The sequence below is a fragment of the Bacillus sp. Hm123 genome, from assembly GCF_051842975.2.
Lineage (GTDB): Bacteria > Bacillota > Bacilli > Bacillales > Domibacillaceae > Bacillus_CE.
Genome location: NZ_CM200277.1, coordinates 941201 through 962752, shown reverse-complemented (window position 1 = coordinate 962752; position 21552 = coordinate 941201). Strand labels below are relative to the sequence as shown.

Here is a 21552-nt window from a genome sequence, read left to right as displayed (position 1 = left end):
TTTACTTTATTATAACGAAAAAGCTGATTAAATTTTTAACATAGTTTATCAAAATGTTCCCTTACTTCAGCAAGCAAAAAAGAGCTGACATATGATCAGCCCCTTTCTCTCATTTCTTGTTTATTTAGGCGAGCTTCTACTCTTTTTCCACCTAGCCATAATATGAAAATAACCGTTGCTACGATTGCTGTTCTTATCGGCTGCTCAATAAGCGCTGCCACATCATATCCAACAAAGCTAATCGTTAAAATCATCACAAACTTCCCTGTCATAACCGCTAATAAATATTGTGTCACACTAATGTTAGAAAGCCCCGCCACAATATTGACGACGGCAGAAGGGGTGAACGGAAAACAAAGAAGCAAAAAGACGGGACCAAATCCGTGACGGTCCAACCAATTCATTAATTTTTTGACTTGTCCATGCCTTTGCAAAAAAGAAAGCATCCGTCGCTGGCCATAATTTCTGACGAGCAAAAAAATAATAAACGCACCAGTCACCGCTCCTCCCCAAGACAAAATAAAGCCAAACCATAAGCCAAACGCATTGACGTTTGCCAAAACAAAGACGAATAGTGGCAAAAACGGCAGAAATGCCTCTAGCAACGGTAAAATGAATCCTGGAATCGGACCGAATGACTGGTAACGATCAATTAAGTCCATGATCTGTTCGAGTGTGAACCACTCTTTAATATCGTTCAAATCCATAGCAGCTAACCCTTTACATTGATTTCTTCTCATTTTATCATATTTCTCGATAAAAACAGCGATGGATGACTTCTTAATATGGAATTTCAATCCAATCGATGTATTTTCTTTTCTGTAATCTCATCTATATGAATTATGTATCTGTTGTTTTAACTGGATGTTTAATCTCGAGGCTTTTCCTTGTTGATTCTGTAACGATCGTTCAGTTATAGGGAAAGAGAATCGTTGACCATTTGTAAATAAGACCGATGTGTGTTTACTGTCCAATTTTGAAAAGCTTTCTATTTTAAATAAAGAAATCCACCCATTCCCTTTAGCGATGTGAGAGGCAAGTGGGAATAGGTATGTTCCTTCCAAATGATCAATGTTGATGGGGAGTTTTTTGTCTGTGGCTAGCCAATGTTTACTAGCGGCTCTTCTGCCATTATAAGTGGCTCCGTAAGCGATACAACTTTTTTTGATGAGATCTAGAGGTTTCATCGTTACTTCAAATGTTCGTTTTTCTTCGACGACAATTGTATGTTCTTTTCCCTTTCGTTCTACCGCCTTAATAAACATCACTTCAGGACGAATAATGTAATTATCACAGGTAATATCCACCATTTACACTTCCCTTCGACTTATTACCTTTATCATACCACCCCCTCTCCGTTAATGTCTCAAAGAACAAATAAATAATTTTTCTAAAAATTTAAAAATTTCTGTTGATTACTATTTTCAAATCATATATAATAAAAAAAAGGTATCCGAGGTGATGAAAAATGGAAAACAACAACTATTTTACTGAAATGATGAGGTCCCCGATGCCACGTGAGAAAGAAAGAAATGCTACCGATGTATATATCGACAAATTGCTAAATGACATTCTTTTTAAACAAGAAAAACAACGGATCATGGTTGCAATTGATCAAACCCTCGACAAAGGAGATCGCGAAGCATTTATGAAGCTATCCCATCAGTTGAATGAATTAGAGAAAAATTTCAATTCCTAATGATTTTCTTCTCGTTGAGTTCCTCTTCTACCAAAAATCTCCTATAACACATAAGACATCAACTTAAAATAAGTGCCGAGTCCCTTTAAAAAGAGGAAACCCGGCACTTATCAGTATGTTCTACATATCCCTTTAATTTTTTCCCTTTTTCTCCTTTATTTCTTTTAATGGATACGTCTCAATCGTATAAATCCTTTCCGCCATCGAAGGATGACCGTAACGAAAAATTTTCACAAGCAATGGTGGTTTCACTTCGGATAATCCTTCCTTTGCGAGCTTTTGAAAGGCACTAATGGCAGCTGCTTTATCGCCTGTCATTTCAATCGCATACGCATCGGACTGCTTCTCTTCAAATCGAGAAAGGACGTTTGAAAATGGACTAGCAACAAATGACAGCATCGAGATCATCATAAAAATTAACGGCAACGTTCGCAATTGGGCGATATCCGTTATATTTAACTTTTCTCCTTGCCGACTGATCAACCATTCCATCATTTTAGCTATGAGCCAGAAGCCGACAAAAGCGAGAACTAAGTAACTAGCGATCCCAATATAAATATGCTTTTTCACATAGTGCGCCATTTCATGAGCCATCACAAACAAAATTTCCTCTTCATTTAGCTTATTTAATGTCGTATCCCACAAAACGATACGGGCATTGCCACCGATTCCAGTGACATAAGCGTTTAAAGCATTTGTCTTTTCCGACATATTGACTTCATACACGTGATTAGCAGGAATATCCGCTTGGTCAGCTAACGATAAAATTTTCGCTTCTAGCTGTTTATCTTTGAGCGGATAAAACTCATTATAAAGCGGATCAATAAAGACAGGTTGAATATACATTAAAAAGATTGTAAAAGGTACAAACAGCATCCAAGCGGCAAGCCACCATCTTTTTTTGAACCTTTTCATCAGCTCGTACATCACAAAGATCAAAATCATCATTAAGCCGTAACCAATCCAAAAATCAATCAACTCATCTTTCATCCATTGAGAAAACGTTTGCGCGGAAATATTATACACTTTAGAAAAATGAAAGCTTATATATTGTAGTGGGAATGTCACGATAAACGTAAAAACAGACAAATAAAACAAATAAATCGACGTTCGCAAAAAAGTGATGCGTACGGCTTCCTGTGCCCACTTTTCAAATCGATGAGATAAGCCAAACAGAACGATGAAAAAGTAGATAACCCATTCAAGTGGCGCACTCAGAAAGAAGAGCAAATTTTTGATTTTCGAAAACTCACCGCTTAAAGAACGTTCCTGTTCGTTTAAAAAAGTAGACGGGTCAGCACTTGTCCCTTTATAAATATCAGGAAGATCTCCAGTTGACATTACAAATAAATAGTAGTACATAAACGCTGAAAACAACAAATAGCCTATAATCACTAGAGCCGTCCACTTTGCTTTCACACCATTCCCTCCTTCCTCTATTATATGTAGTCCTAAAGAAGAAAATTTAGACCTAAAAAAGCTTCTTCAGCCTAACTGATTCGTTAGCTGAAGAAGCTTTATAATAAGATTAGCTTTGTTGTACTTGTTTTTTTAATGACCTTCTTAAAATTTTGCCCGTTGTATTTTTCGGAATCTCTTCTAAAAATTCTACCTTCCTCGGGAGTTTATATTTCGCAAGACGATGATGACAAAAATCGATGACAACCGCTTCATTTAAATGCTCACCTTTCGCAACAACAAAAGCAAGTATGCTTTCTCCATAATTAGGATCGGGAACACCTACTACAACTGCTTCAACAATATCTGGATGACTGTAGAGAACTTCTTCTACTTCGCGAGGGTACACGTTATAGCCCCCCACGATCACAAGATCCTTCATTCGATCAACAATATAGAAATAGCCGTCCTCATCCATTCGAGCCAAATCACCGGTATGCAACCAGCCATCTTTCAAAGCGGTAGCCGTTTCTTCAGGCTCTTTATAATACCCCTTCATCACATTCGGACCGCGAACAACTAATTCACCTACTTCTCCTGGTGGTAGTTCTTCTCCTAGTTCATTGACTACTTTGTTTTCTACATTCACAATCGAACAGCCAATCGAACCCGCCTTTCGCGGTCGATCTAATGGATTAAAGCAGGTCACTGGGCTTGCTTCAGACAATCCATATCCTTCTGAAACGGTAACATTAAATTTCTTCTCGAAGTTTTCAAGCAACGCAACCGGCATAGATGAGCCTCCTGAAATACATAAGCGCATACTCGAAAAACTTTCAATATCTCCATCAGGATATTGATAAAGAAAATTATACATCGTTGGAACACCGGCAAATACGGTCGCTTGATGTTGTTTCGCCAAAGCAAACACTTCTTTCGGACTGAACTGTGGAAAAATCAAAATCGTTGCACCACTAATTAATGGCGCATTTAACGAGACACTTAAGCAAAACACATGAAACATCGGAAGAACAGTGATAACGCAATCTTCTTGTGATATTTGTAGGTAACTACCTATATCTCGTGCGTTAGAATACAAGTTATGATGGGTAAGCATCGCGCCTTTTGGCTTACCTGTTGTACCAGACGTATACAAAATCACCGCGACATCATCATCTAAAAGCTCTGGCCCTTGATAATCAGGTTGTCCTAGACTTAACAAATCAGAAAACGTTTTCAATTTAGGAAACGTCAGATCAATCCCCTTAGCATATTCATCATTTGTTTCACAAACGATGTACTGCTCAATAAAAGGTGAATATTGATTCATTTTTTCGGCAAGCGGAAGTAATTTGTCGAGTAAAACGACACCCTTTACATCTCCATTATTCACAATATAGCTGATCTCATCTGGCGTATAAAGTGGATTGATTGGAATAACCGTTACTCCAGCTCGCAACGCCCCATACAAAGAAATAATAAAGTGAGGAGAATTCCCTAATAAAAGTGCAATATGATCCCCTTTTTGAATCCCAAGCTGATGAAGTCCCGAGGCAAACTGATTGACAGCTGCATTCAATTCCTCATATGTAGCTGTCTTGTCTAAAAAATGATACGCAGTTTTCCCCTTAAATTTCGCCACTGACTCTGACAATGCTACTGAAAGATTCATCCCATACTCCCCTTTGCAATGAATGAATAGTCATTCATTTTTGAATTTTCAATCTTTATTATATATGAAAATAATAAAACTCGCAAGGAATACTAACCAAAAATAGGAAGAGATTACCTTGCAACGTAAAGCAAAGCAACCTCTTCCTATTTAATACAACAACTGTAAAAATTCTTCTTGCGTCATTTTCCCGAAATAATGAGGGAGCGAAAGCTGGTCTAATACTTGAGCAATCTCATTCTTTTCATAGCGTATCCCCATTAATTTTTCTTCAACTTCACTCACTTCACCAACACCAAAAAAGTCACCGAAGATTTTGCAATGTTGAATTCGCCCCTTTTTAATATCCAATCGAACATCGATCAAACCTACCGGGAAGCGATGAGAACGTTGAATATTGAAAGCAGGTGATTTCCCAAAATTCCAATCCCAATTTTTATATCTCTCTTCAGAAATTTGCTGAATGATTTCCCAATCTTTTTCTTCAAGCTTATATTGTGGAATCGGCTCTTTTTGTTCAAAAATCGCTTGTAATAAAAATGAACGAAAGTCTTCAATGCTCATATCTTGCTCCATGAGCTCAGCAATGTTCGTCACCCGACTGCGAATCGACTTAATTCCCTTCGATTCAATCTTATCCTTTCTTACCTTTAAAGCGGAAACAACCTCGTCCATATTCGTATTAAACAGTAATGTACCGTGGCTGAACATCCGGCCCTTCGTTGAAAACTGAGCATTGCCAGAAATCTTGAGCCCGTTCGCCAAAATGTCATTTCTTCCACTTAACTCAGCTTGCACCCCAAGCTTATTTAAGGCAGCAATCACTGGTTCGGTGAATTTACGGAAATTATGAAAGCTGTCGCCATCATCCTTAGTGATAAAGCTGAAATTCAAATTTCCTAAATCATGATACACCGCACCGCCCCCAGATAAGCGTCGTACAACATGAATGCCTTCTTTTTCAACATAGTCCATATTTACTTCTTCTATCGTGTTTTGATTTTTACCGATAATAATGGAAGGCTCATTAATATAAAAGAGCAAATAGGTTTCGTTAATATCTAAATGCTTCACTGCATATTCTTCAATTGCTAAGTTGATTCTCGGATCTGTGATTCCTTGATTATCAATAAATAACATATTCATCCCCCATTTATATCTCTATTTCCAAACTTTGCTTCGCTAATAATACTGTACCACGAAATTCAGCTTCTGCTTCCTCTTTTAGTTTAGCTAACTCTCCAAAATGTGGCAAATGCGTTAGCACTAATGTCCTCACGCGGGCAGAGTGAGCCAACTTCCCCGCTTCTGTGCTCGTCATATGCCCAGCTGCTTGACCATCCATCCCACTATAAAAATTGCTTTCACAAAGCAGCAAGTCACATTCTTTCGCAAATGGAATAAACTGTCGTTGAAAAGCTGAGTCTGCTGTGTAAACAACGGTATGATCATGAGCTGAGATTTTCATCGCGAAACATGGTACAGAATGAACCGTACGTAAAAACTCGACCGTAAACGGACCAAGCGTTAATGTTTGGTTCGATTGATACGCTCTTCCCGCTGTCAAATCTTTATATGTAAGCGAAGCGAATGCAGCATCTTCGTTATGACCGTAGATCGGTAAGGTGGTCACTTCTTTCCCTAAATGCTTCTGAATCAATAAAGCGTGTTGTAGTACACCGATATCCGCTATATGATCGGCATGATAATGAGAAAGTAATATTGCGCTTAATTCTTCTGGCATTACATGCTGTTGCAATTTCGATAATACTCCACTGCCACAGTCAACGAGCAGTTTAAATCCGTCCTCTTCAAATAAATAACCAGAACTGGCTTCATTGACTTTCGGATAACCGCCCCAACACCCGATGATCGTAACCTTCATACCCTACACACCTCTCTATTCAATTCCATTTCTCTCTCATTTTATTCTGCAACTCTGCTTACTTCAACTGATCGAGTTTTTCTTTCTATTGATTATTTTTTCTGAAAATTCCTAAAAACCGTTGACGACAACTTTCTGTTATAATACAATAAACATATAAAGCAGATCAGTTATATAACAAAAATGAGGGGGAACACAAAAATGGTGAAGAATATCGTTGATTTTTTCAAAAACATCCCTGCAAAACAATGTACAAAATGCGGTTCTTATATCGAGGAACAGCATGAGTGCTATGGCAACCACTGTGATGATTGTACAGATATCCAAGATCTTTAATCTTTCAAATCGTTAACTCCAATTCCATAACATAAAAAGAAGAAAGAACCTGCCGTCGCCTTGAGTGGGTTCTTTCTTCTTTATGTTATGTTTCTTATGGGGCTGTAGTCGCATCAGTTGGCTGTCCAATAGTGATTGGCTTTTTAGGCATTGTATGTAGTCCTCTAGCGCTTACATGCACTTGGACTTGATATATACCGTCTTGTTCGAATGTTTTTTTAACAACGTAATTGCCTTCTTCATCTTTCTCTGCTTCGATCATTTCACTATCTTCTTTTTTGCCTTCTTGCCACACTTCGTACTGTACTTCATCAGCATCCTCTACCGTTTCTTCTCCTTGAGTCACTTTCGTTGTAAATGTGACTTCTTCATTCACAGCCGCTGTTTCAGGTACAGTTAATTGTGCTTCAATTGGTTGTGGTGCTGCATTTTCATTTTGTTGCTTTTGTTGTCCGCAAGCTCCTAATAGAAAGAGGGCACAAATCATAACTATCATCGTCCATTGTTTCTTCATGTTTTCGTCTCCTTTATTCATCCTCTTCAAGCAAAGGGAATTCAATTGTCACCGTCGTTCCATGACCATACTCACTAGCAATCATTAATCGTCCTTGATGGCCTTTCACGATATTTTCAACAATTGATAATCCTAAACCAGTTCCACCATCTACTCTTGTCCGCGCCTTGTTGACACGATAAAACCGCTCTGTAATCTTGTGTAAGTCTTCTTTTGGGATACCAATACCAGAGTCTTTGCATTTCACCACCGCTTTGCCCTCTCGTTCAAACAAGTGTACAGTAATAAAGCCATCTGCCTCAGTATACCGTAAAGCATTATCGACTACATTCACGATCACTTGTTCAAGACGACATTCATCTCCTTCAATAATGATATTATGATCAAGTTTTTCTGTCAGATTGACCTGTTTTTGTTTGGCCGCAGGCATTAGCTTTTGAAGGGTTTGATGAATCGTTTCAGCCAATGGTAACGGAGCCTTTTCGATAGCGGAGGAATCACCTTCTAACTTAATCAGCTCAAGCAAATCATTGACAAGTCGTTCCATCCTTTTCGCTTCTCTCGTAATGATGTGAACATATTGTTGTTCTCCCTCCTCTCCTTTAACCATACCAGACGAAAGAGCTTCACTGTACCCTTTTATGTAACTAAGTGGTGTACGTAGTTCATGAGAAACAGTAGCGAGAAATTCTTTTTTCTTTTCATCTTCCTCATCAATCGACTCGGCCATATGGTTAAAGGTTTCGGCAAGCTGACCAATCTCATCCTTCGTTTTCACATGGACCCTTGTCGAGAAATCACCCTCTGACAATTTGACAGCTGCTCGCTTCATTTCTTCGAGCGGGCGCGTTAAGTATCGTGCCCATTTTGTTCCAATCACTAACAAGAGAATAAAAAATAAAGCAGCACCTATCCCCCAATAAATCGTTAAATCAGCTGTTAACTCCTCCATATTTTCCAGTGGCAAATATAAATAAATGATCCCTTGCAGTCTTTGCTCTTCCAATAAAGGAACGACGACCGAAATAATTTTGCGATCAAATCGGGCCATATACCCGACCTTTTTGACCGGCTCATTTTTCAACAATTGCTCACGCTCAGCTGGGCCGATTAATGTATCATAGTCGATTTCAAAGGGCACACAAGCAGCCAGCTCTCTTGGGTTTCGAACTGCAAACACTTCAAACTTAGCCTTTTCATTATACCAATCGATCTGCTTGATCAATTCATCAGTCAGTTCCCCGCCATCATAATCTAACGCCAAGCTTTTGCCGACTTGGAGCATTTCTTTTTCGACACTGTCAACATATAGCTTTTGATAGAGCGTATAGGACAAGGCATAAGCAAAGCCGATCGAAAGTACCAATGTAATGAATAGAGTCAGCCGCAGCTTTTTCGCTAAGCTCATACAGTCGGTTCCTCGAATTTATAGCCGACTCCCCACACGGTTACTACGGCTGCTCCAACCTCCTTACCAAGCTTCATTCGCAACGTTTTAATATGAGTATCTACCGTTCTCGTCCCGCCGCTGTAATCATCGCCCCAAATCATCGTTAACAGCTGCTCACGCGAAAAGACGCGACCAATATTTTTAATCAGCAATAATAATAATTCAAATTCTTTTAACGTCAACGGAATTGACTTTTGCTTCACTTTCACTGCATGAGAGCTTAAATTTACTAAAACACCTGCTTTTTCAATCGTTGTTGCTTGTGTATCTTCCTTATGGAAACGCCGTAACACCGCCCGAATTCTCGCTGTTAATTCACCTGGTGAAAACGGCTTAACAATATAATCATCACCGCCAATTTGCAACCCTTTCACCTTATCCCACTCTTCCCCTTTGGCAGTTAAAAATATGACCGGAATTTCACTTGTTTTACGAATATCTGCACAAATCTCGAAGCCACTTTTTCCGGGAAGCATAATATCTAGTAACACAAGATCTATTTTCCCTTTTGCTAATTGTTTACTTGCTGCTTCACTATCTTCCGCATGGCTCACTGTAAAGCCAGCATTCTCTAAATACATAGAGATAAGTTGGCGCATATCTTCTTCATCATCCACAATTAAAATATGAGTCATTTGTTCTCCTCCTTTACAAACATCATAAATGGGCCTTTTCCTGTTTTTACTTTTTTAACAAGCTTTAAGCTCCCCTTTTCAAGAAAATAAAGCTCATCGCTGTCATATCCTGCTATGACAATTTCATTAGCAAATGGCTCAATCGTAAACGGATTCGCTCCAACTTTAAGCTTTGCTTTTATTTCTTTCTTGTCGTTTAACATATAAATCATATTCGATCCATGACTAACCACGTAATGATAATTCCCATCAGAAGCAAAGTTAACCGGCATGATCGGGGTATTAATTTTCTCGATTTTTTGTCCGGTATCTAGCGAATACACTTGAACTTGAGATTGCGGTTCCTTCCCGTGACCATGTCCACCAATCCACAATTCCCTTTGATTCGGCTCAATCATTAGCCCTGTTGAGGAAGAAGGAATGGTAAACTCTCTAACGACCTTTTTCTTCTTCAGATCTACTTCTGAAAGAATCGTATCTTGATAATTAATGACGTAAAGCATTCCTTGATGTTCGGCTAGTGACATCGGATATTTCCCCGTTTTCACAATGGCGGTTTCTTTTCCTTTTTCATTATAAAAGTGGAGCGATCGATCTTTTTTATTAGCAAGTACCACTTCCTTGCTATCCTTTAAATAAAGAGCGCCTGTTGTCCCTTCACGAACTTTCCATTCATCCAACATTTTTCCTTCAGATAATGAAAAAATAGCTGCGCGGTCTAGCTGCGTACCATAGAGCAGTAAGCGGTCGTCATTTGGAAATAAGGCTCCTCCTGTATACAAGTCCTCCAAAACCCAATCCGCAATTCGCTCTCCCTTTTGATCAATAAACGTTAAAGAGGAATCTCTTAAATTCAACGTCAATAAATAATTTTCCTCTTTAATGGCCGGATATGAAGGATGACTGCAGCCGGATATAAGCCCTATCCAAGCCATAACGAACAAAAACAAGCGAATTTTCATCATATTCCTCCTCCAGCGTTCTTTTTACTCTCTATTATAAGAAAAAAATGTGAAATGTATTTGAAGAAAAAACGAAAAAAATGCTGAAAAGCGAAGCCGCTTTTCAGCATAGATCTTTTACTGTTCATTTGTTACCGCTTGATGACCATATTGGCGTTTGTACATTCCTCTGAAGAAGACAATTGTCACCAATAGGCAAACAACAGCGAATATTCCTAAAATGATAGCGTTCTGCCACATAAATGTATAGTCCCCTATCGAAATGACCGCTTTAAACGCAGAAACGGAATAAGACATTGGCAGGACAAAATGAATCGGTTGTAATGCTTTTGGAATTAATTCTAATGGGAATGTCCCTGCACTTGTTGCTAATTGGAAAATTAAAGTTAACATCGCAAGATATCTTCCAGGGTCTCCCATGATCGTCACAAGCATTTGCACAAGCGCAATGAACGTTAAGCTTGTAATAATCGTGATCACTATAAACAGTGGTACATTTTGAACTTCTAATTTCAAACCAAATAGTAAAATCGCTATCGCTAAGAGGGATTGTAGGACACCTGACACACATAGCACACCGAATTTACCTACAAACCAACTAAACCCACTTTTAGGTCGCACAGCCGGCTCTCTTAACGGGAAAACGATCGTTAATATGATAGCCCCTATAAATAACCCTAATGATAAGAAGTATGGAACAAAACCAGTACCATAGTTTGGCACTTTATTAATTCCATCTTTCTCCACATTCACTGGATTAGCGACCATATCATATGTTTTATCGGTCGCCTTTACTTCGTTCGCTTGATCTGCTGCATCTTCTAGTTTCGTATGAAGCTCATTCGTTCCTTCCTCTAGCTTTGTTGTTCCATCAGCTAGCTCTTTAGAACCTTCTGCTAATTTATTCGTCCCTTCAGACATTTGAGCAGACCCTTCATTTAGTTGACCAAAGCCATTGCTTAATGTGGTCGCACCTCCTGCTAGCTCGGCTGCGCCAGCCTCTGCTTCACCTATCTTGCTAGACAATAATCCGACACTGTCGACAAATTCCTTTTGTCCAGCTTGTAGTTTGTCAACGCCTGTAGCCAATTGATCAGCTCCCGATGCTAACTCATGAACACCGGCTTTTAATTGTTGCTGTCCTTGTTGTAATTCTCCCAATCCGCTATTTAATTGATCAATATTAGGAGCCAATTGTCCGCTGATTGCTCCATTTAATTCTTTAGAACCAGCAGCTAGTTGCTCAGTACCCGATCTCAGCTGACCAACAGCGCCTTTCACTTGCTGTTCCATTTGCTGTTGCTGCTGCTCCATTTGTTGTTTCAACCCAGCAATTTGTTCCGGTGTCATACTTTGTTGTAATGCCGGCATTAATTGTTCCATCTGTTGATTCATGCCGCTATTTAGTTGCGAAATTAATTGCTGTTCAAACTGATTTAAACCACTATTTAATTCGTTCGCACCAGCAGCTAAATTTTGCGTACCTTCTGTAAGAGCCGGAAGCTTCTCTTGAAATTGTTGAACGCCTGCTTTTGCTTGCTCTGTTCCAGCTGTTAATGCCCCCATCTTCTCATCCACAGTATGAAGGCCACCTTGCACTTTAGAAACTCCAGCCGCAAGCTCTCCTGTACCGCTTTGCAACTCTTTTCCTCCAGCTACCAGTTTATTTCCTCCATCTTCTAGCTGAGTCAAACCGGAATGCAATTGAGAAGCACCCGATGCAAGCTCTTTCGTTCCATCTCCTGCTTTAGATACCCCTTGCGAGAATTGAACAGATTTTTCAGCAAGGGTAGATAAGTTCTCTTTAATTTTTTCGGCACCATCTGAAAGGTCAAGCGCTCCTTCATCTAGCTCGCCTGCCCCATCACTCGCTTTTGCTAACCCATCACCCATTTCCTTAATTTTATCAAAGATCGTTTCTGAATACGTTTTAGTGATATTTTCTTGAAGCGAAGCTCGAATTTCTTTCATCGCTGTTTCACCCATTTGCGAAGTTAAGAAATTATGCCCTTCATTAGGGATATATTTTAATTCTAGCTTCTCCGGCTGATCATCTAGTAAGGTTGTTGCATTTTTCGAAAAGTCAGCTGGGACTTCAATTAACATATAATACTTTAAGTTTTTAAGCCCTTTTTGTGCTTCGTCCTCACTCATAATATGAAAATCAAAATCATCACTTTTCTTTATTTCTTTTTCTAGTTCCTTACCTAGCTCTAGCTTCTCGCCTTCAAAATCGGCACCTTTATCTTTATTAACAACCGCTACAGGTAACTCTTTTAAGTTTTCATATGGATTCCAAAATGCCCATAAAAACATTCCTGCATATAAAAGTGGAATAAAAAGCACCGCTGCAATCGGAATTAACAGTTTACGGTTGGTGACAATGGCTTTCATTTCAGCCATAAATAATGATTGTTTCATCTTCTCCTCCTATAAAAACAGTAACTAATGACTGTTTTGTTCATATGGTCATTTTTGGTGAAAAGAAAAGGACTTTCCTTATAAGGATAATCCTTCAAATAAATGAAGCTCAAATAAGCTTAATATATCCGTTTCGCTCAAAGGTTCTTTATGCTGCTCCCAATCAACGATTAAGGAAATATAGAGTTTAAACATAATAAACGCCGTAATCTCTGGGTTACAAGGCTTAATTTCTCCAGCTTGAATAGCACAAGCAACTTTTTCTTTAATGAAAGAAAGAACAGCATCTTCCATTTTCTTCATTACATCAAGCACAGCTGGTGTTCCCATCTCTTTGCCTTCTTGGAACAATTTAATCGTTAGCTGATGCTCCTTTCTAAATTGCAAAATTTGAAAGAGCGCTCGATGAACATTTTCGTGAAAAGAGCTGTTTGGGTCCGCTGCCGCTTCCGCTTGATAGCGCATTTCAGAAATAAGCAACTGCACAATTTCATCAAAAAGCTCTTCTTTATTTTTAAAAAAAGTATAAATCGTCCCTTTGCCGACATTCGCTAGCTTTGCTACTTGATCCATTGTTGTTGCCTTATAACCAAACAGCGAAAAAGATTTCGTAGCCGCTTCGATAATTTGCTGCTTTCGGTCAACAGACATGTCATCGCTCCTTTTCTGACCAAATGAACAAAACGGTCATTTTGTATGTAATTTAATTTACTATATCTCCACAGCAATTGCAACATTTTTTTATCCCGCATTAACGGGCTGTAAGACTCCCGCCTCAACAGGGCAGAAAAAGCGCAGACGTGTAGGTGGGAGATCAACAGCCCGTAAAAGCCCGATTAGTTCAACTAACAATCAGTGGGGGCATGAAGAAAACCCCCACTGATTGAAGTTTCACTTTATAGTCACCTTGCTACTAATAAGCAATCAAAAAGAAGGTACCCTAAAAATGGATACCTTCTTTTTCTACTGCACAAATTGCAGCACATTTTGAACAGCTGCTTCTCCTTGATCAATGCAATCCGGTAGCCCTAGCCCTTCGAAGGAGCTTCCAGCAATAAATAGACCAGGTAACTCTTTTTCTATCTGCTCATACATATCCGCCATGCGCTGTTTATGCCCAACTGTATATTGTGGCATCGCTTTTTTCCAACGGCTAACGATCGTGAAGTCTGGTGTCGCTGTAATCGCCATCGTCTTGTTCAAGTCTTCAAGCACGATTTGTTCAATTTCAGCATCTGATAAATCGACGACTGCTTCATCACCCGCTCGCCCAACGTAGCAGCGCAACAACACTTTGCCATCTGGTATTGTATGCGGCCATTTTTTATGCGTCCACGTACAAGCTGTAATCGTATAATCGCTATTTCGAGACACAACAAATCCCGTGCCATCAATATCTTTTGTAATCGCTTCTTCTGGAAAAGCCATCGCAACTGTCGCAACAGATGTAGCTGGCATATCCTTTAGTCCATCGAAAAAGCGATACTGTGGCATCATCGCTGGCAAAGTAAAATGAGGGGTCGTCACGACAACACTATCCGCATGGAGGATCGTTCCACTATTTAAAACAAGCGCATATCCCCCATCTTGTTGGCGTTCAATCGTATCGACTCTAGTTCCTTTTAAAATAGAACCTTTATTCAGCTTCTGTTCGATCGCTTCTACTAACGACTCTAGCCCATTTTTCACCGTCATGAAAATACCTTTTTTCTTTGTCGTCCCAGCTTGCTTTGATGGGGCTGGTGTCGTTTTCTTCATCCCTAATACGAGGCTACGATATTTTTGCTCCACTTGGTAAAATTGTGGAAATGTCGACATTAAGCTTAGCTTATCAATATCACCAGCATAAATTCCTGATAATAAAGGTTCGACTAAATTTTCTACCACTTCATCTCCAAGACGTCTTCTAAAGAAATGGCCTAACGATTGGTCTGTTTGAGGGTCGGATTTCGGTAAAACAAAATCAGCCGCCGCTCTCATTTTTCCAGGGATTGAAAAAAGACCGGTTGTGATAAAAGGAGCGACCTGTGTTGGAATGCCCATCACAGAGCCTCCTGGCATTGGATGAAGCTTGCCGTTCACTAATACATAAGATTGGCCAGTAGAGTTATTGACTAACTGATCTCCAAGTTCGACTTCTTTCACTAGTCGAGCCGCACTTGCCTTTCTTTCAAGAAAAGAGTCAGGTCCTCTTTCAATCACAAAGCCATCTTTTCGAACAGTTTGAATTTTACCACCAAGACGAGGAGTCGCCTCAATTAATGTGATATCGAGCGCAAGCTGATTTTCTTTTGCTTGCTTTTGCAAGTAATAAGCGGTTGTTAAACCGGTAATCCCTCCACCGATTACAACTACTTTCTTATTTTCTCCCAACACAGTTGCATCGCCTTCTTTTTATAATTTTGCGTTCGTTTTTAAATGCTTCATAATGGCACTCGCCATAGCTTCAATGAATAATGGCTGAGCGTTCGGCATTTCTGGACGATAGTAGCTAGCCCCAATCTCTTTCGTCACTACTTGACATTCATAATCGTTATCATATAGGACTTCTAAATGATCAGAGACGAACCCGACTGGTGCATATATAAACGCTTGATAGCCTTTCTCATTAAATAGATCGCGAGTTAGATCTTGTACATCTGGTCCGATCCATGGTTCAGGTGTATTCCCGGCACTTTGCCAGCCGATCTCGTAATTTTTCACGCCTGCTTTTTCAGCAATTAAATCGGCTGTTTCTTTCAATTGGTTAGGATACGGGTCGCCCATTTGAATGATTTTTTCTGGCAGACTATGCGCTGAAGCGATCAATGTATAGTTTTCACGTTCTGCTTCCGTCATAGAGGCTACGGTTTCCTTGATTTTTTCTGCCCAGTACTCGATGAACTTAGGCTCCTTGTACCAACTCTCAACAGACACAATAGTCGGTCCACCGATCTTTTCTGCTTCTTCTTTTGCTCGTCCATTGTAAGACTTCACACTAAACGTAGAAAAATGTGGAGCCAATACGATCGATATCGCTTCTTCAATTCCGTCCTCTTTCATTTGTCCAACGGCATCTTCAATAAATGGCTCTATATGTTTCAGTCCGAGATACATGTTGAATTCAATCTGATCCTGCATAGCATTTAAATGCTGCTCTAGCTTTTCCCCTTGTTCTTGTGTAATTTTAGCAAGTGGAGAAATTCCTCCGATTGCTTCATACCGAGAGCGCAAATCCTCAAGCATTTCTGGAGACGGTTTGCGGCCACGACGGATGTGAGTATAATATCGTTCAATATCTTCTTCTTTATATGGCGTGCCATAAGCCATTACTAATAAACCCATTTTTCTTTTTGTCATTGCTTTCACCTCGTAGGAATGGAAATACTTTTCTATTTCAACATGTCTTCTTTAAGTTTTCCAAAAAGAACCTTATTATTTCAGCTTTTCGGCACTATATTCGTGAATAAATGTAGTTAAACGCTTTAATGTGTCCGGGTTTACTTCCGGGAAGACCCCGTGACCTAAGTTAAAGATATAGCCAGGTTGTTGGATTCCTTGGTCGATGATCGCTTTTGCTCGTTCCTCAATCACTTCCCATGGCGCTAGTAAAATAGCTGGATCTAAATTCCCTTGAACCGTTTTCGACACGCCCATTGCGCGTGCTTCTTGAATCGGTAAACGCCAGTCCAAGCCAACAACGTCTAATGGAAGATCATGCCACTCCATCGCTAAGTGACTCGCCCCGACACCAAACATAATTAATGGAACTCCTTCAGGACGCAGTTCATTAAAAATACGCTCCATAACAGGTTTAATAAATGTGCGGTAATCTTGTACATTCAATGCGCCAACCCATGAGTCAAAAATTTGCACCGCACGAGCACCCGCTTTAATTTGAGCTTTCACATAAATGATCGTCATTTCCGTTAACTTGTCCATTAAAGCAAACCATACTTTTGGATCAGCGTACATAAACGCCTTTGTTTTGTTGTAATTTTTCGACGGTCCACCTTCGATCATATAACTTGCTAATGTAAAAGGCGCTCCAGCAAAGCCAATCAATGGCACGTTCAGCTGTTCTTGCGTCAGCAAACGAATCGTTTCTAGGACATAAGGAACATCATTGGCTGGATCAATCTCTCCAAGCTTCTCAATATCCGCTAATGAACGAATCGGATTACTAATCACCGGACCAATTCCAGACTTAATATCTACATCAACACCGATCGCTGGAAGCGGTGACATAATATCTTTATAAAGAATCGCCGCATCGACATCATACTGCTCAACTGGCAATTTCGTTACATACGCACATAGTTCTGGCTGATGGGTAATTTCAAACAGTGAATATTTTTCTTTCAGCTTGCGATACTCGGGTTGTGAACGCCCAGCTTGACGCATATACCATACTGGAACATAATCTGTCTGCTCCCCTTTTGCTGCTTTTAAAAAAGTATCATTAATCGTTCTCATCACGTTTATTTTTCCACCTTTCCCCGCATTTAAAGTCGCTATCCATCATTATATAAAATCCTTACTCGGAAATAAATGAAAATCCCTGTCTTTTGTACGCTTTACACTATAGATGTTTTACGAATAAAAGTATAGCAAGACTGCACAAATGTCATAAATTCGCCAAAGACCAGAAAAGCGGAAGGCGCTCGTCCATCGGCGACAAGCAAAAGACGAGCTGGCTGAAAGGTTGCTCTTTAACCTTTTGGACAGATTGACTTTTGACCTCGAGCCGATAGCGCCTGGAGCTGGACAACATGAAATGCGGAAGGCGCTGTTTAGCGACGTATGAACTGGAGCGAGCCGTACGAGATAAAGGAAACACGGTGAACGTAGTGAATCGATGTTGACTTATCGCAAGGAGGAACGTGGAAGTTCACTAGTCGCTAGCGCCTGAAGCTGGACACCTCGAAAAGCGGAAGGCGCTTGCTCAGCGACGTATGAACTGAAACGAGCCGTACGAGATAAAGGAAACACGATGAACGTCAGTGAATCGATGTTGACTTATCGCAAGGAGGAGCATGGAAGTTCACTAGTCGCTAGCGCCTGGAGCTGGCCAACACGAAAAGCGGAAGGCGCTGTTTAGCGACGTATGGACTGGAATGATCCGATCGAGATAAAGGAAACACGATGAACGTCAGTGAATCGATGTTGACTTATCGCAAGGAGGAGCATGGAAGTTCACTAGTCGCTAGCGCCTGGAGCTGGCCAACACGAAAAGCGGAAGGCGCTGTTTAGCGACGTATGGACTGGAATGATCCGATCGAGATAAAGGAAACACGATGAACGTCAGTGAATCGATGTTGACTTATCGCAAGGAGGAGCATGGAAGTTCACTAGTCGCTAGCGCCTGGAGCTGGACACCTCGAAATCTGGAAGGCGCTTGCTCAGCGACGTATGAACTGGAACGAGCCGTACGAGATAAAGGAAAACGAAAAGCAAATACATGGAAAATCCTAAGTGTAAAGTGATATAGTAAAGTAACTACCATATCAATTGAGGTGACGAAAATGAATGTATATATTACATCTGGCACGTTTGAGTTTTTAAAGAAACTGAAAGACAAACATGCTGCCGAAAAGATAATTGTGATGGAGAATGCAGAGGGAGCTACACTTTTGCACGAAACGGAAGAGAAAACGCTTTTTCAATCACCTCGTAAGTATGAAGCTATTGATGCATCAGGTGAATTGGCGGATCACGGTTATGTCGTCTTCAACAATATTCCAGTAACAGATGAGGGTCGACCTATTTTTGAATACCGCTTTAAAAATCGAGCGCGTCTCATTGAAGAAGTGCCAGGATTTATTGCAATTCGCGTGCTTCGTCCGATGAACTCGAATACGTATATTATTATGACCCAATGGAAAGATCAGCAATCATTTCAAGGCTGGCAAAACTCGCAAAATTTCAATAAAGCCCATGCAAAACGTGGCTCGGAAGAAGGCGTCGATAAGCAGCCGAAAATCTTCTCAAGCCCATCATACGTCACGACCTACAACATTCCGAAAGAAGACCAGTAATAAAAAATGGCGACACCGTCAGCGGTGCCGCCATTTTTTATAGCTCCTCCATCTTCTTCAATCGAGATGGCGCATACAGTTTTGTGAAAACCACTGCAAAAAGTAGACCCGCTATTAAAACCAGACCTCCTTGAGCAAGTGTTTGACTAATCGTCGTTATCCCTCCGAAAATAATGGCTTGCTTCATAAGTAAACCGCCTAAAAGCTGCAACAACGCCTTTCTTTTTTCAGATGTTGGAACCGGATAAAGAGAGACCCATATTTTCATTTCATGACGCCGAATCATCGGCAACAGTTGAAAACCTGTTAAATAAATGAATAACAATGCAATGATCAGCTGCAATATCGCTTGATCACTAAAGCCGATCACGAGTGCGGCAATCACCGTCAAACGGACATATAGCCCAAAATATTCGCTCATTCGGACGAACGTACGGCGGAACAAAAAGGCATACGTCGATGTTTGACTAAACGGCAATTTCCCTAACAGCGGATCAAGCCATTGACGTCGTTTAACTGTTCCTTTCAAATGAGGAACATCGGTAAATAAATTAGCAAAGCGATAAAAAGCAGCCATTCTCTTCTCTTCTAAGTCCACAAGTGTCTCCCACTTTAATGTCAATCGCTCGGCTGCTTTCTTAAAATATAGGAAGTAACCGATCATAATGACAGCTACCGCCGCAACAAAAAGGAAGTTCGAGCTAGAAAATAAGAAATAAAGCAAGACGCCATTCAGAATAAAACGGATCGCTAAATCACTCCAATGACCTTCTCGCTCTTGCTGTTTGAGCACATACCAACGAATATGTAAATTCCATATTTTCAAGCCTAATAGCACGAGTAAGCAAAGAAAAAAGGATTGAGCAGACTCCCCCTTTACTTGAGCGTACATCGGCATCAAGAAAGCCATCCCTGCAATCAATAAATAAATTTGTGAAAAAAAGCTTGTCCGAATGGCTTTTTGAAAATAACTGTTCATCTTTTCTTCAAGCGGTAATAGAAAAACGGTATCTGCCCGCATTAAAAAGGTGTAAACCGGGCTCCAAGCTAGGAGCGCGCCCAGTGTAACAGCCATAACGAGCGGTGCCGGGAAGTTGTCATCAAGCGTTTTCACCCAGCCACTATAATAATAAAGTAGTGCACCAAGCCCAAATACAGCCACAAATAACAGATGGTCGTTTAGCACATAACGCAAATATTTGCGCAGTTCGCCATAATAAGAATCGAGCCTACTTTTCCATAATTGCTCAATGTTTTTCATCATTCTTCTTCCTTTGTCAGTTGAATATAAATATCATCTAAAGAAGCGTCCGGTAACTGGAATTGCTCCCGCAGCTCCGCAATCGTTCCTTGTGCACGAATCTCGCCATTATGCAAAATAATGAACGAATCACAATATTTTTCAGCCGTTGCCAAAATATGCGTAGACATTAAAATGCCCGCTCCGTTATCACGCATTTTATTCATCCACTCCAGCAACGATTGAATACCGAGCGGGTCGAGTCCAACAAAGGGTTCATCAATAATATAAAGAGAAGGCTCCGTTAAAAAAGCACTCATAATCATCACCTTTTGCTTCATCCCTTTAGAGAAATGAGCCGGGAACCAATTCATTTTCTGTTGCAAACGAAATTCCTTTAATAAAGGACCGATTCGCTGTTCATACTCCGCTTCGCTCAACCCGTAAGCCATCGCTGTTAGCTTCATATGCTCCTCTAACGTTAACTCTTCATATAAAATCGGTGTTTCCGGAATGTAAGAAAACTGTTGGCGGTACTTTTCCGGGCCATCTTTCAACGTATGACCATTGATCCATACGCTTCCTTCTTTCGGTTCCATCAGCCCAATAATATGTTTAATCGTCGTACTTTTTCCCGCTCCATTTAAACCGATTAATCCTACAATACTCTTTTTTTCAATCGAAAAAGAAATATTTTTCAACACTGGCTTACGTGTATATCCACCGACCAGATCCTCTACTTTTAATAAAGACATAGAAAACGTCCCTTCTCATCATTTGATTACTCCTATTTTAGCAAATTCTTTCATAAAACTCACCGATTGTCTCATAGCTTGTCTATTTATTAAATCTTAGTTATGTGTTAAAATTTTGACAATTACATAACTAGAAAGGATGAAAAAAATGAGCGACTGCATTTTTTGTAAAATTATTAATGGAGACATTCCTTCTGCCAAAGTATATGAAGATGAGCATGTGTATGCGTTTTTAGACATTAGTCAAGTCACAAAGGGCCACACTCTTATTATCCCGAAAGAGCATAAGGAAAATGTCTTTGAATTGACGTCTGATCAAGCAGCTCGTCTCTTTGAAGTGGTGCCGAAACTTGCCCAAGCGATCAAAAAGGAATTTCAAGTCGAAGGGTTAAATATTTTAAACAATAACGGTGCAGTAGCCGGCCAAACCGTGTTCCACTCTCACATTCATTTACTGCCACGTTACGGCAAAGAAGATGGATTTCATCCGATTTTTCAAGACCATAGCGGCGAATATTCGAAAGAGGAATTTCAACAAATCGCTCAAGACATTGCTCAGCATATTTAA

At 40.1% G+C, this 21552-nt stretch carries 22 protein-coding genes; 5 read left to right on the top strand and 17 right to left on the bottom strand.

Annotated features, from left to right (window positions below):
* Positions 1-95: 95 nt before the first annotated feature.
* Both ACSVDJ_RS05055 and ACSVDJ_RS05050 read right to left on the bottom strand, forming a co-directional pair.
* Positions 96-707 carry a TVP38/TMEM64 family protein gene (locus tag ACSVDJ_RS05055; protein WP_439169762.1) on the bottom strand — a complete coding sequence of 204 codons (612 nt, stop codon included), beginning with the start codon at positions 705-707 and terminating at the stop codon, positions 96-98.
* 120 nt (positions 708-827) lie between these two features.
* Positions 828-1310, bottom strand: a complete 483-nt coding sequence (locus tag ACSVDJ_RS05050) for a competence protein ComK (protein WP_439169662.1) — start codon at positions 1308-1310, stop codon at positions 828-830.
* Between the two features lie 158 nt (positions 1311-1468).
* Here ACSVDJ_RS05050 and ACSVDJ_RS05045 point away from each other — a divergent pair, with 158 nt between their 5' ends.
* Positions 1469-1699, top strand: coding sequence for an IDEAL domain-containing protein (locus ACSVDJ_RS05045; RefSeq protein WP_439169663.1), 231 nt, complete (start codon positions 1469-1471; stop codon positions 1697-1699).
* A 132-nt stretch (positions 1700-1831) separates the two neighbouring features.
* Here ACSVDJ_RS05045 and ACSVDJ_RS05040 read toward each other — a convergent pair whose 3' ends face one another.
* The 4 genes from ACSVDJ_RS05040 to ACSVDJ_RS05025 form a co-directional block, all read right to left on the bottom strand.
* The gene (locus tag ACSVDJ_RS05040) at positions 1832-3061 is read right to left on the bottom strand and encodes a M48 family metallopeptidase (protein WP_439169763.1); all 1230 of its coding nucleotides are present in this window, start codon (positions 3059-3061) and stop codon (positions 1832-1834) included.
* Between the two features lie 166 nt (positions 3062-3227).
* Complete coding sequence (locus ACSVDJ_RS05035) at positions 3228-4769, bottom strand: fatty acid--CoA ligase family protein (RefSeq protein WP_439169664.1); 1542 nt, start codon at positions 4767-4769, stop codon at positions 3228-3230.
* A gap of 150 nt (positions 4770-4919) precedes the next feature.
* Positions 4920-5909 carry a lipoate--protein ligase gene (lplA, locus tag ACSVDJ_RS05030; RefSeq protein ID WP_439169665.1) on the bottom strand — a complete coding sequence of 330 codons (990 nt, stop codon included), beginning with the start codon at positions 5907-5909 and terminating at the stop codon, positions 4920-4922.
* Positions 5910-5922: 13 nt separating this feature from the next.
* A complete protein-coding gene (locus tag ACSVDJ_RS05025) occupies positions 5923-6654 on the bottom strand; it encodes an MBL fold metallo-hydrolase (protein WP_439169667.1) in 732 nt (243 codons plus the stop codon).
* Positions 6655-6855: 201 nt separating this feature from the next.
* Between ACSVDJ_RS05025 and yhfH the strand changes: the two genes are divergently transcribed.
* Positions 6856-6990: a protein YhfH gene (gene yhfH / locus ACSVDJ_RS05020; RefSeq protein ID WP_439169668.1), complete on the top strand. Its 135-nt coding sequence runs from the start codon at positions 6856-6858 to the stop codon at positions 6988-6990.
* Positions 6991-7084: 94 nt separating this feature from the next.
* Here yhfH and ACSVDJ_RS05015 read toward each other — a convergent pair whose 3' ends face one another.
* The 9 genes from ACSVDJ_RS05015 to hemE all read right to left on the bottom strand — a co-directional run bounded on the left by ACSVDJ_RS05015 (position 7085) and on the right by hemE (position 17427).
* Positions 7085-7504: a FixH family protein gene (locus ACSVDJ_RS05015; protein ID WP_439169669.1), complete on the bottom strand. Its 420-nt coding sequence runs from the start codon at positions 7502-7504 to the stop codon at positions 7085-7087.
* 13 nt (positions 7505-7517) lie between these two features.
* Positions 7518-8912: a sensor histidine kinase gene (locus ACSVDJ_RS05010; protein ID WP_439169670.1), complete on the bottom strand. Its 1395-nt coding sequence runs from the start codon at positions 8910-8912 to the stop codon at positions 7518-7520.
* On the bottom strand, positions 8909-9589 hold the full coding sequence (locus ACSVDJ_RS05005) for a response regulator transcription factor (RefSeq protein WP_439169671.1): 681 nt from the start codon (positions 9587-9589) through the stop codon (positions 8909-8911). Before ACSVDJ_RS05005 ends, ACSVDJ_RS05010 begins: the two co-directional genes overlap by 4 nt.
* Positions 9586-10554, bottom strand: a complete 969-nt coding sequence (locus ACSVDJ_RS05000) for a YncE family protein (protein WP_439169672.1) — start codon at positions 10552-10554, stop codon at positions 9586-9588. The genes ACSVDJ_RS05005 and ACSVDJ_RS05000 overlap by 4 nt, the downstream gene beginning before the upstream one ends.
* A 114-nt stretch (positions 10555-10668) precedes the next feature.
* Entirely contained in the window at positions 10669-12972 is a 2304-nt protein-coding gene (locus ACSVDJ_RS04995; RefSeq protein ID WP_439169674.1) for a YhgE/Pip family protein, read from the bottom strand.
* Between the two features lie 78 nt (positions 12973-13050).
* Positions 13051-13623 carry a TetR/AcrR family transcriptional regulator gene (locus ACSVDJ_RS04990; RefSeq protein WP_439169675.1) on the bottom strand — a complete coding sequence of 191 codons (573 nt, stop codon included), beginning with the start codon at positions 13621-13623 and terminating at the stop codon, positions 13051-13053.
* Between the two features lie 312 nt (positions 13624-13935).
* Entirely contained in the window at positions 13936-15345 is a 1410-nt protein-coding gene (gene hemY / locus ACSVDJ_RS04985) for a protoporphyrinogen oxidase (protein ID WP_518620139.1), read from the bottom strand.
* 21 nt (positions 15346-15366) lie between these two features.
* The gene (gene hemH / locus ACSVDJ_RS04980; RefSeq protein WP_439169677.1) at positions 15367-16311 is read right to left on the bottom strand and encodes a ferrochelatase; all 945 of its coding nucleotides are present in this window, start codon (positions 16309-16311) and stop codon (positions 15367-15369) included.
* 75 nt (positions 16312-16386) lie between these two features.
* On the bottom strand, positions 16387-17427 hold the full coding sequence (gene hemE / locus ACSVDJ_RS04975) for a uroporphyrinogen decarboxylase (protein ID WP_439169764.1): 1041 nt from the start codon (positions 17425-17427) through the stop codon (positions 16387-16389).
* Positions 17428-18248: 821 nt separating this feature from the next.
* On the opposite strand from hemE, the gene ACSVDJ_RS04970 reads away from it, so the two are divergent.
* Complete coding sequence (locus tag ACSVDJ_RS04970) at positions 18249-18437, top strand: hypothetical protein (protein WP_439169679.1); 189 nt, start codon at positions 18249-18251, stop codon at positions 18435-18437.
* Positions 18438-18476: 39 nt separating this feature from the next.
* Entirely contained in the window at positions 18477-18989 is a 513-nt protein-coding gene (locus tag ACSVDJ_RS04965) for an antibiotic biosynthesis monooxygenase family protein (protein ID WP_439169680.1), read from the top strand.
* Positions 18990-19026: 37 nt separating this feature from the next.
* Here the strand turns inward: ACSVDJ_RS04965 and ACSVDJ_RS04960 are convergent, their stop codons facing one another.
* Positions 19027-20253 carry an ABC transporter permease gene (locus ACSVDJ_RS04960; RefSeq protein WP_439169681.1) on the bottom strand — a complete coding sequence of 409 codons (1227 nt, stop codon included), beginning with the start codon at positions 20251-20253 and terminating at the stop codon, positions 19027-19029.
* Positions 20250-20984 carry an ABC transporter ATP-binding protein gene (locus ACSVDJ_RS04955; RefSeq protein WP_439169682.1) on the bottom strand — a complete coding sequence of 245 codons (735 nt, stop codon included), beginning with the start codon at positions 20982-20984 and terminating at the stop codon, positions 20250-20252. The genes ACSVDJ_RS04960 and ACSVDJ_RS04955 overlap by 4 nt, the downstream gene beginning before the upstream one ends.
* 148 nt (positions 20985-21132) lie before the next feature.
* Here ACSVDJ_RS04955 and ACSVDJ_RS04950 point away from each other — a divergent pair, with 148 nt between their 5' ends.
* A complete protein-coding gene (locus ACSVDJ_RS04950; RefSeq protein WP_439169683.1) occupies positions 21133-21552 on the top strand; it encodes an HIT family protein in 420 nt (139 codons plus the stop codon).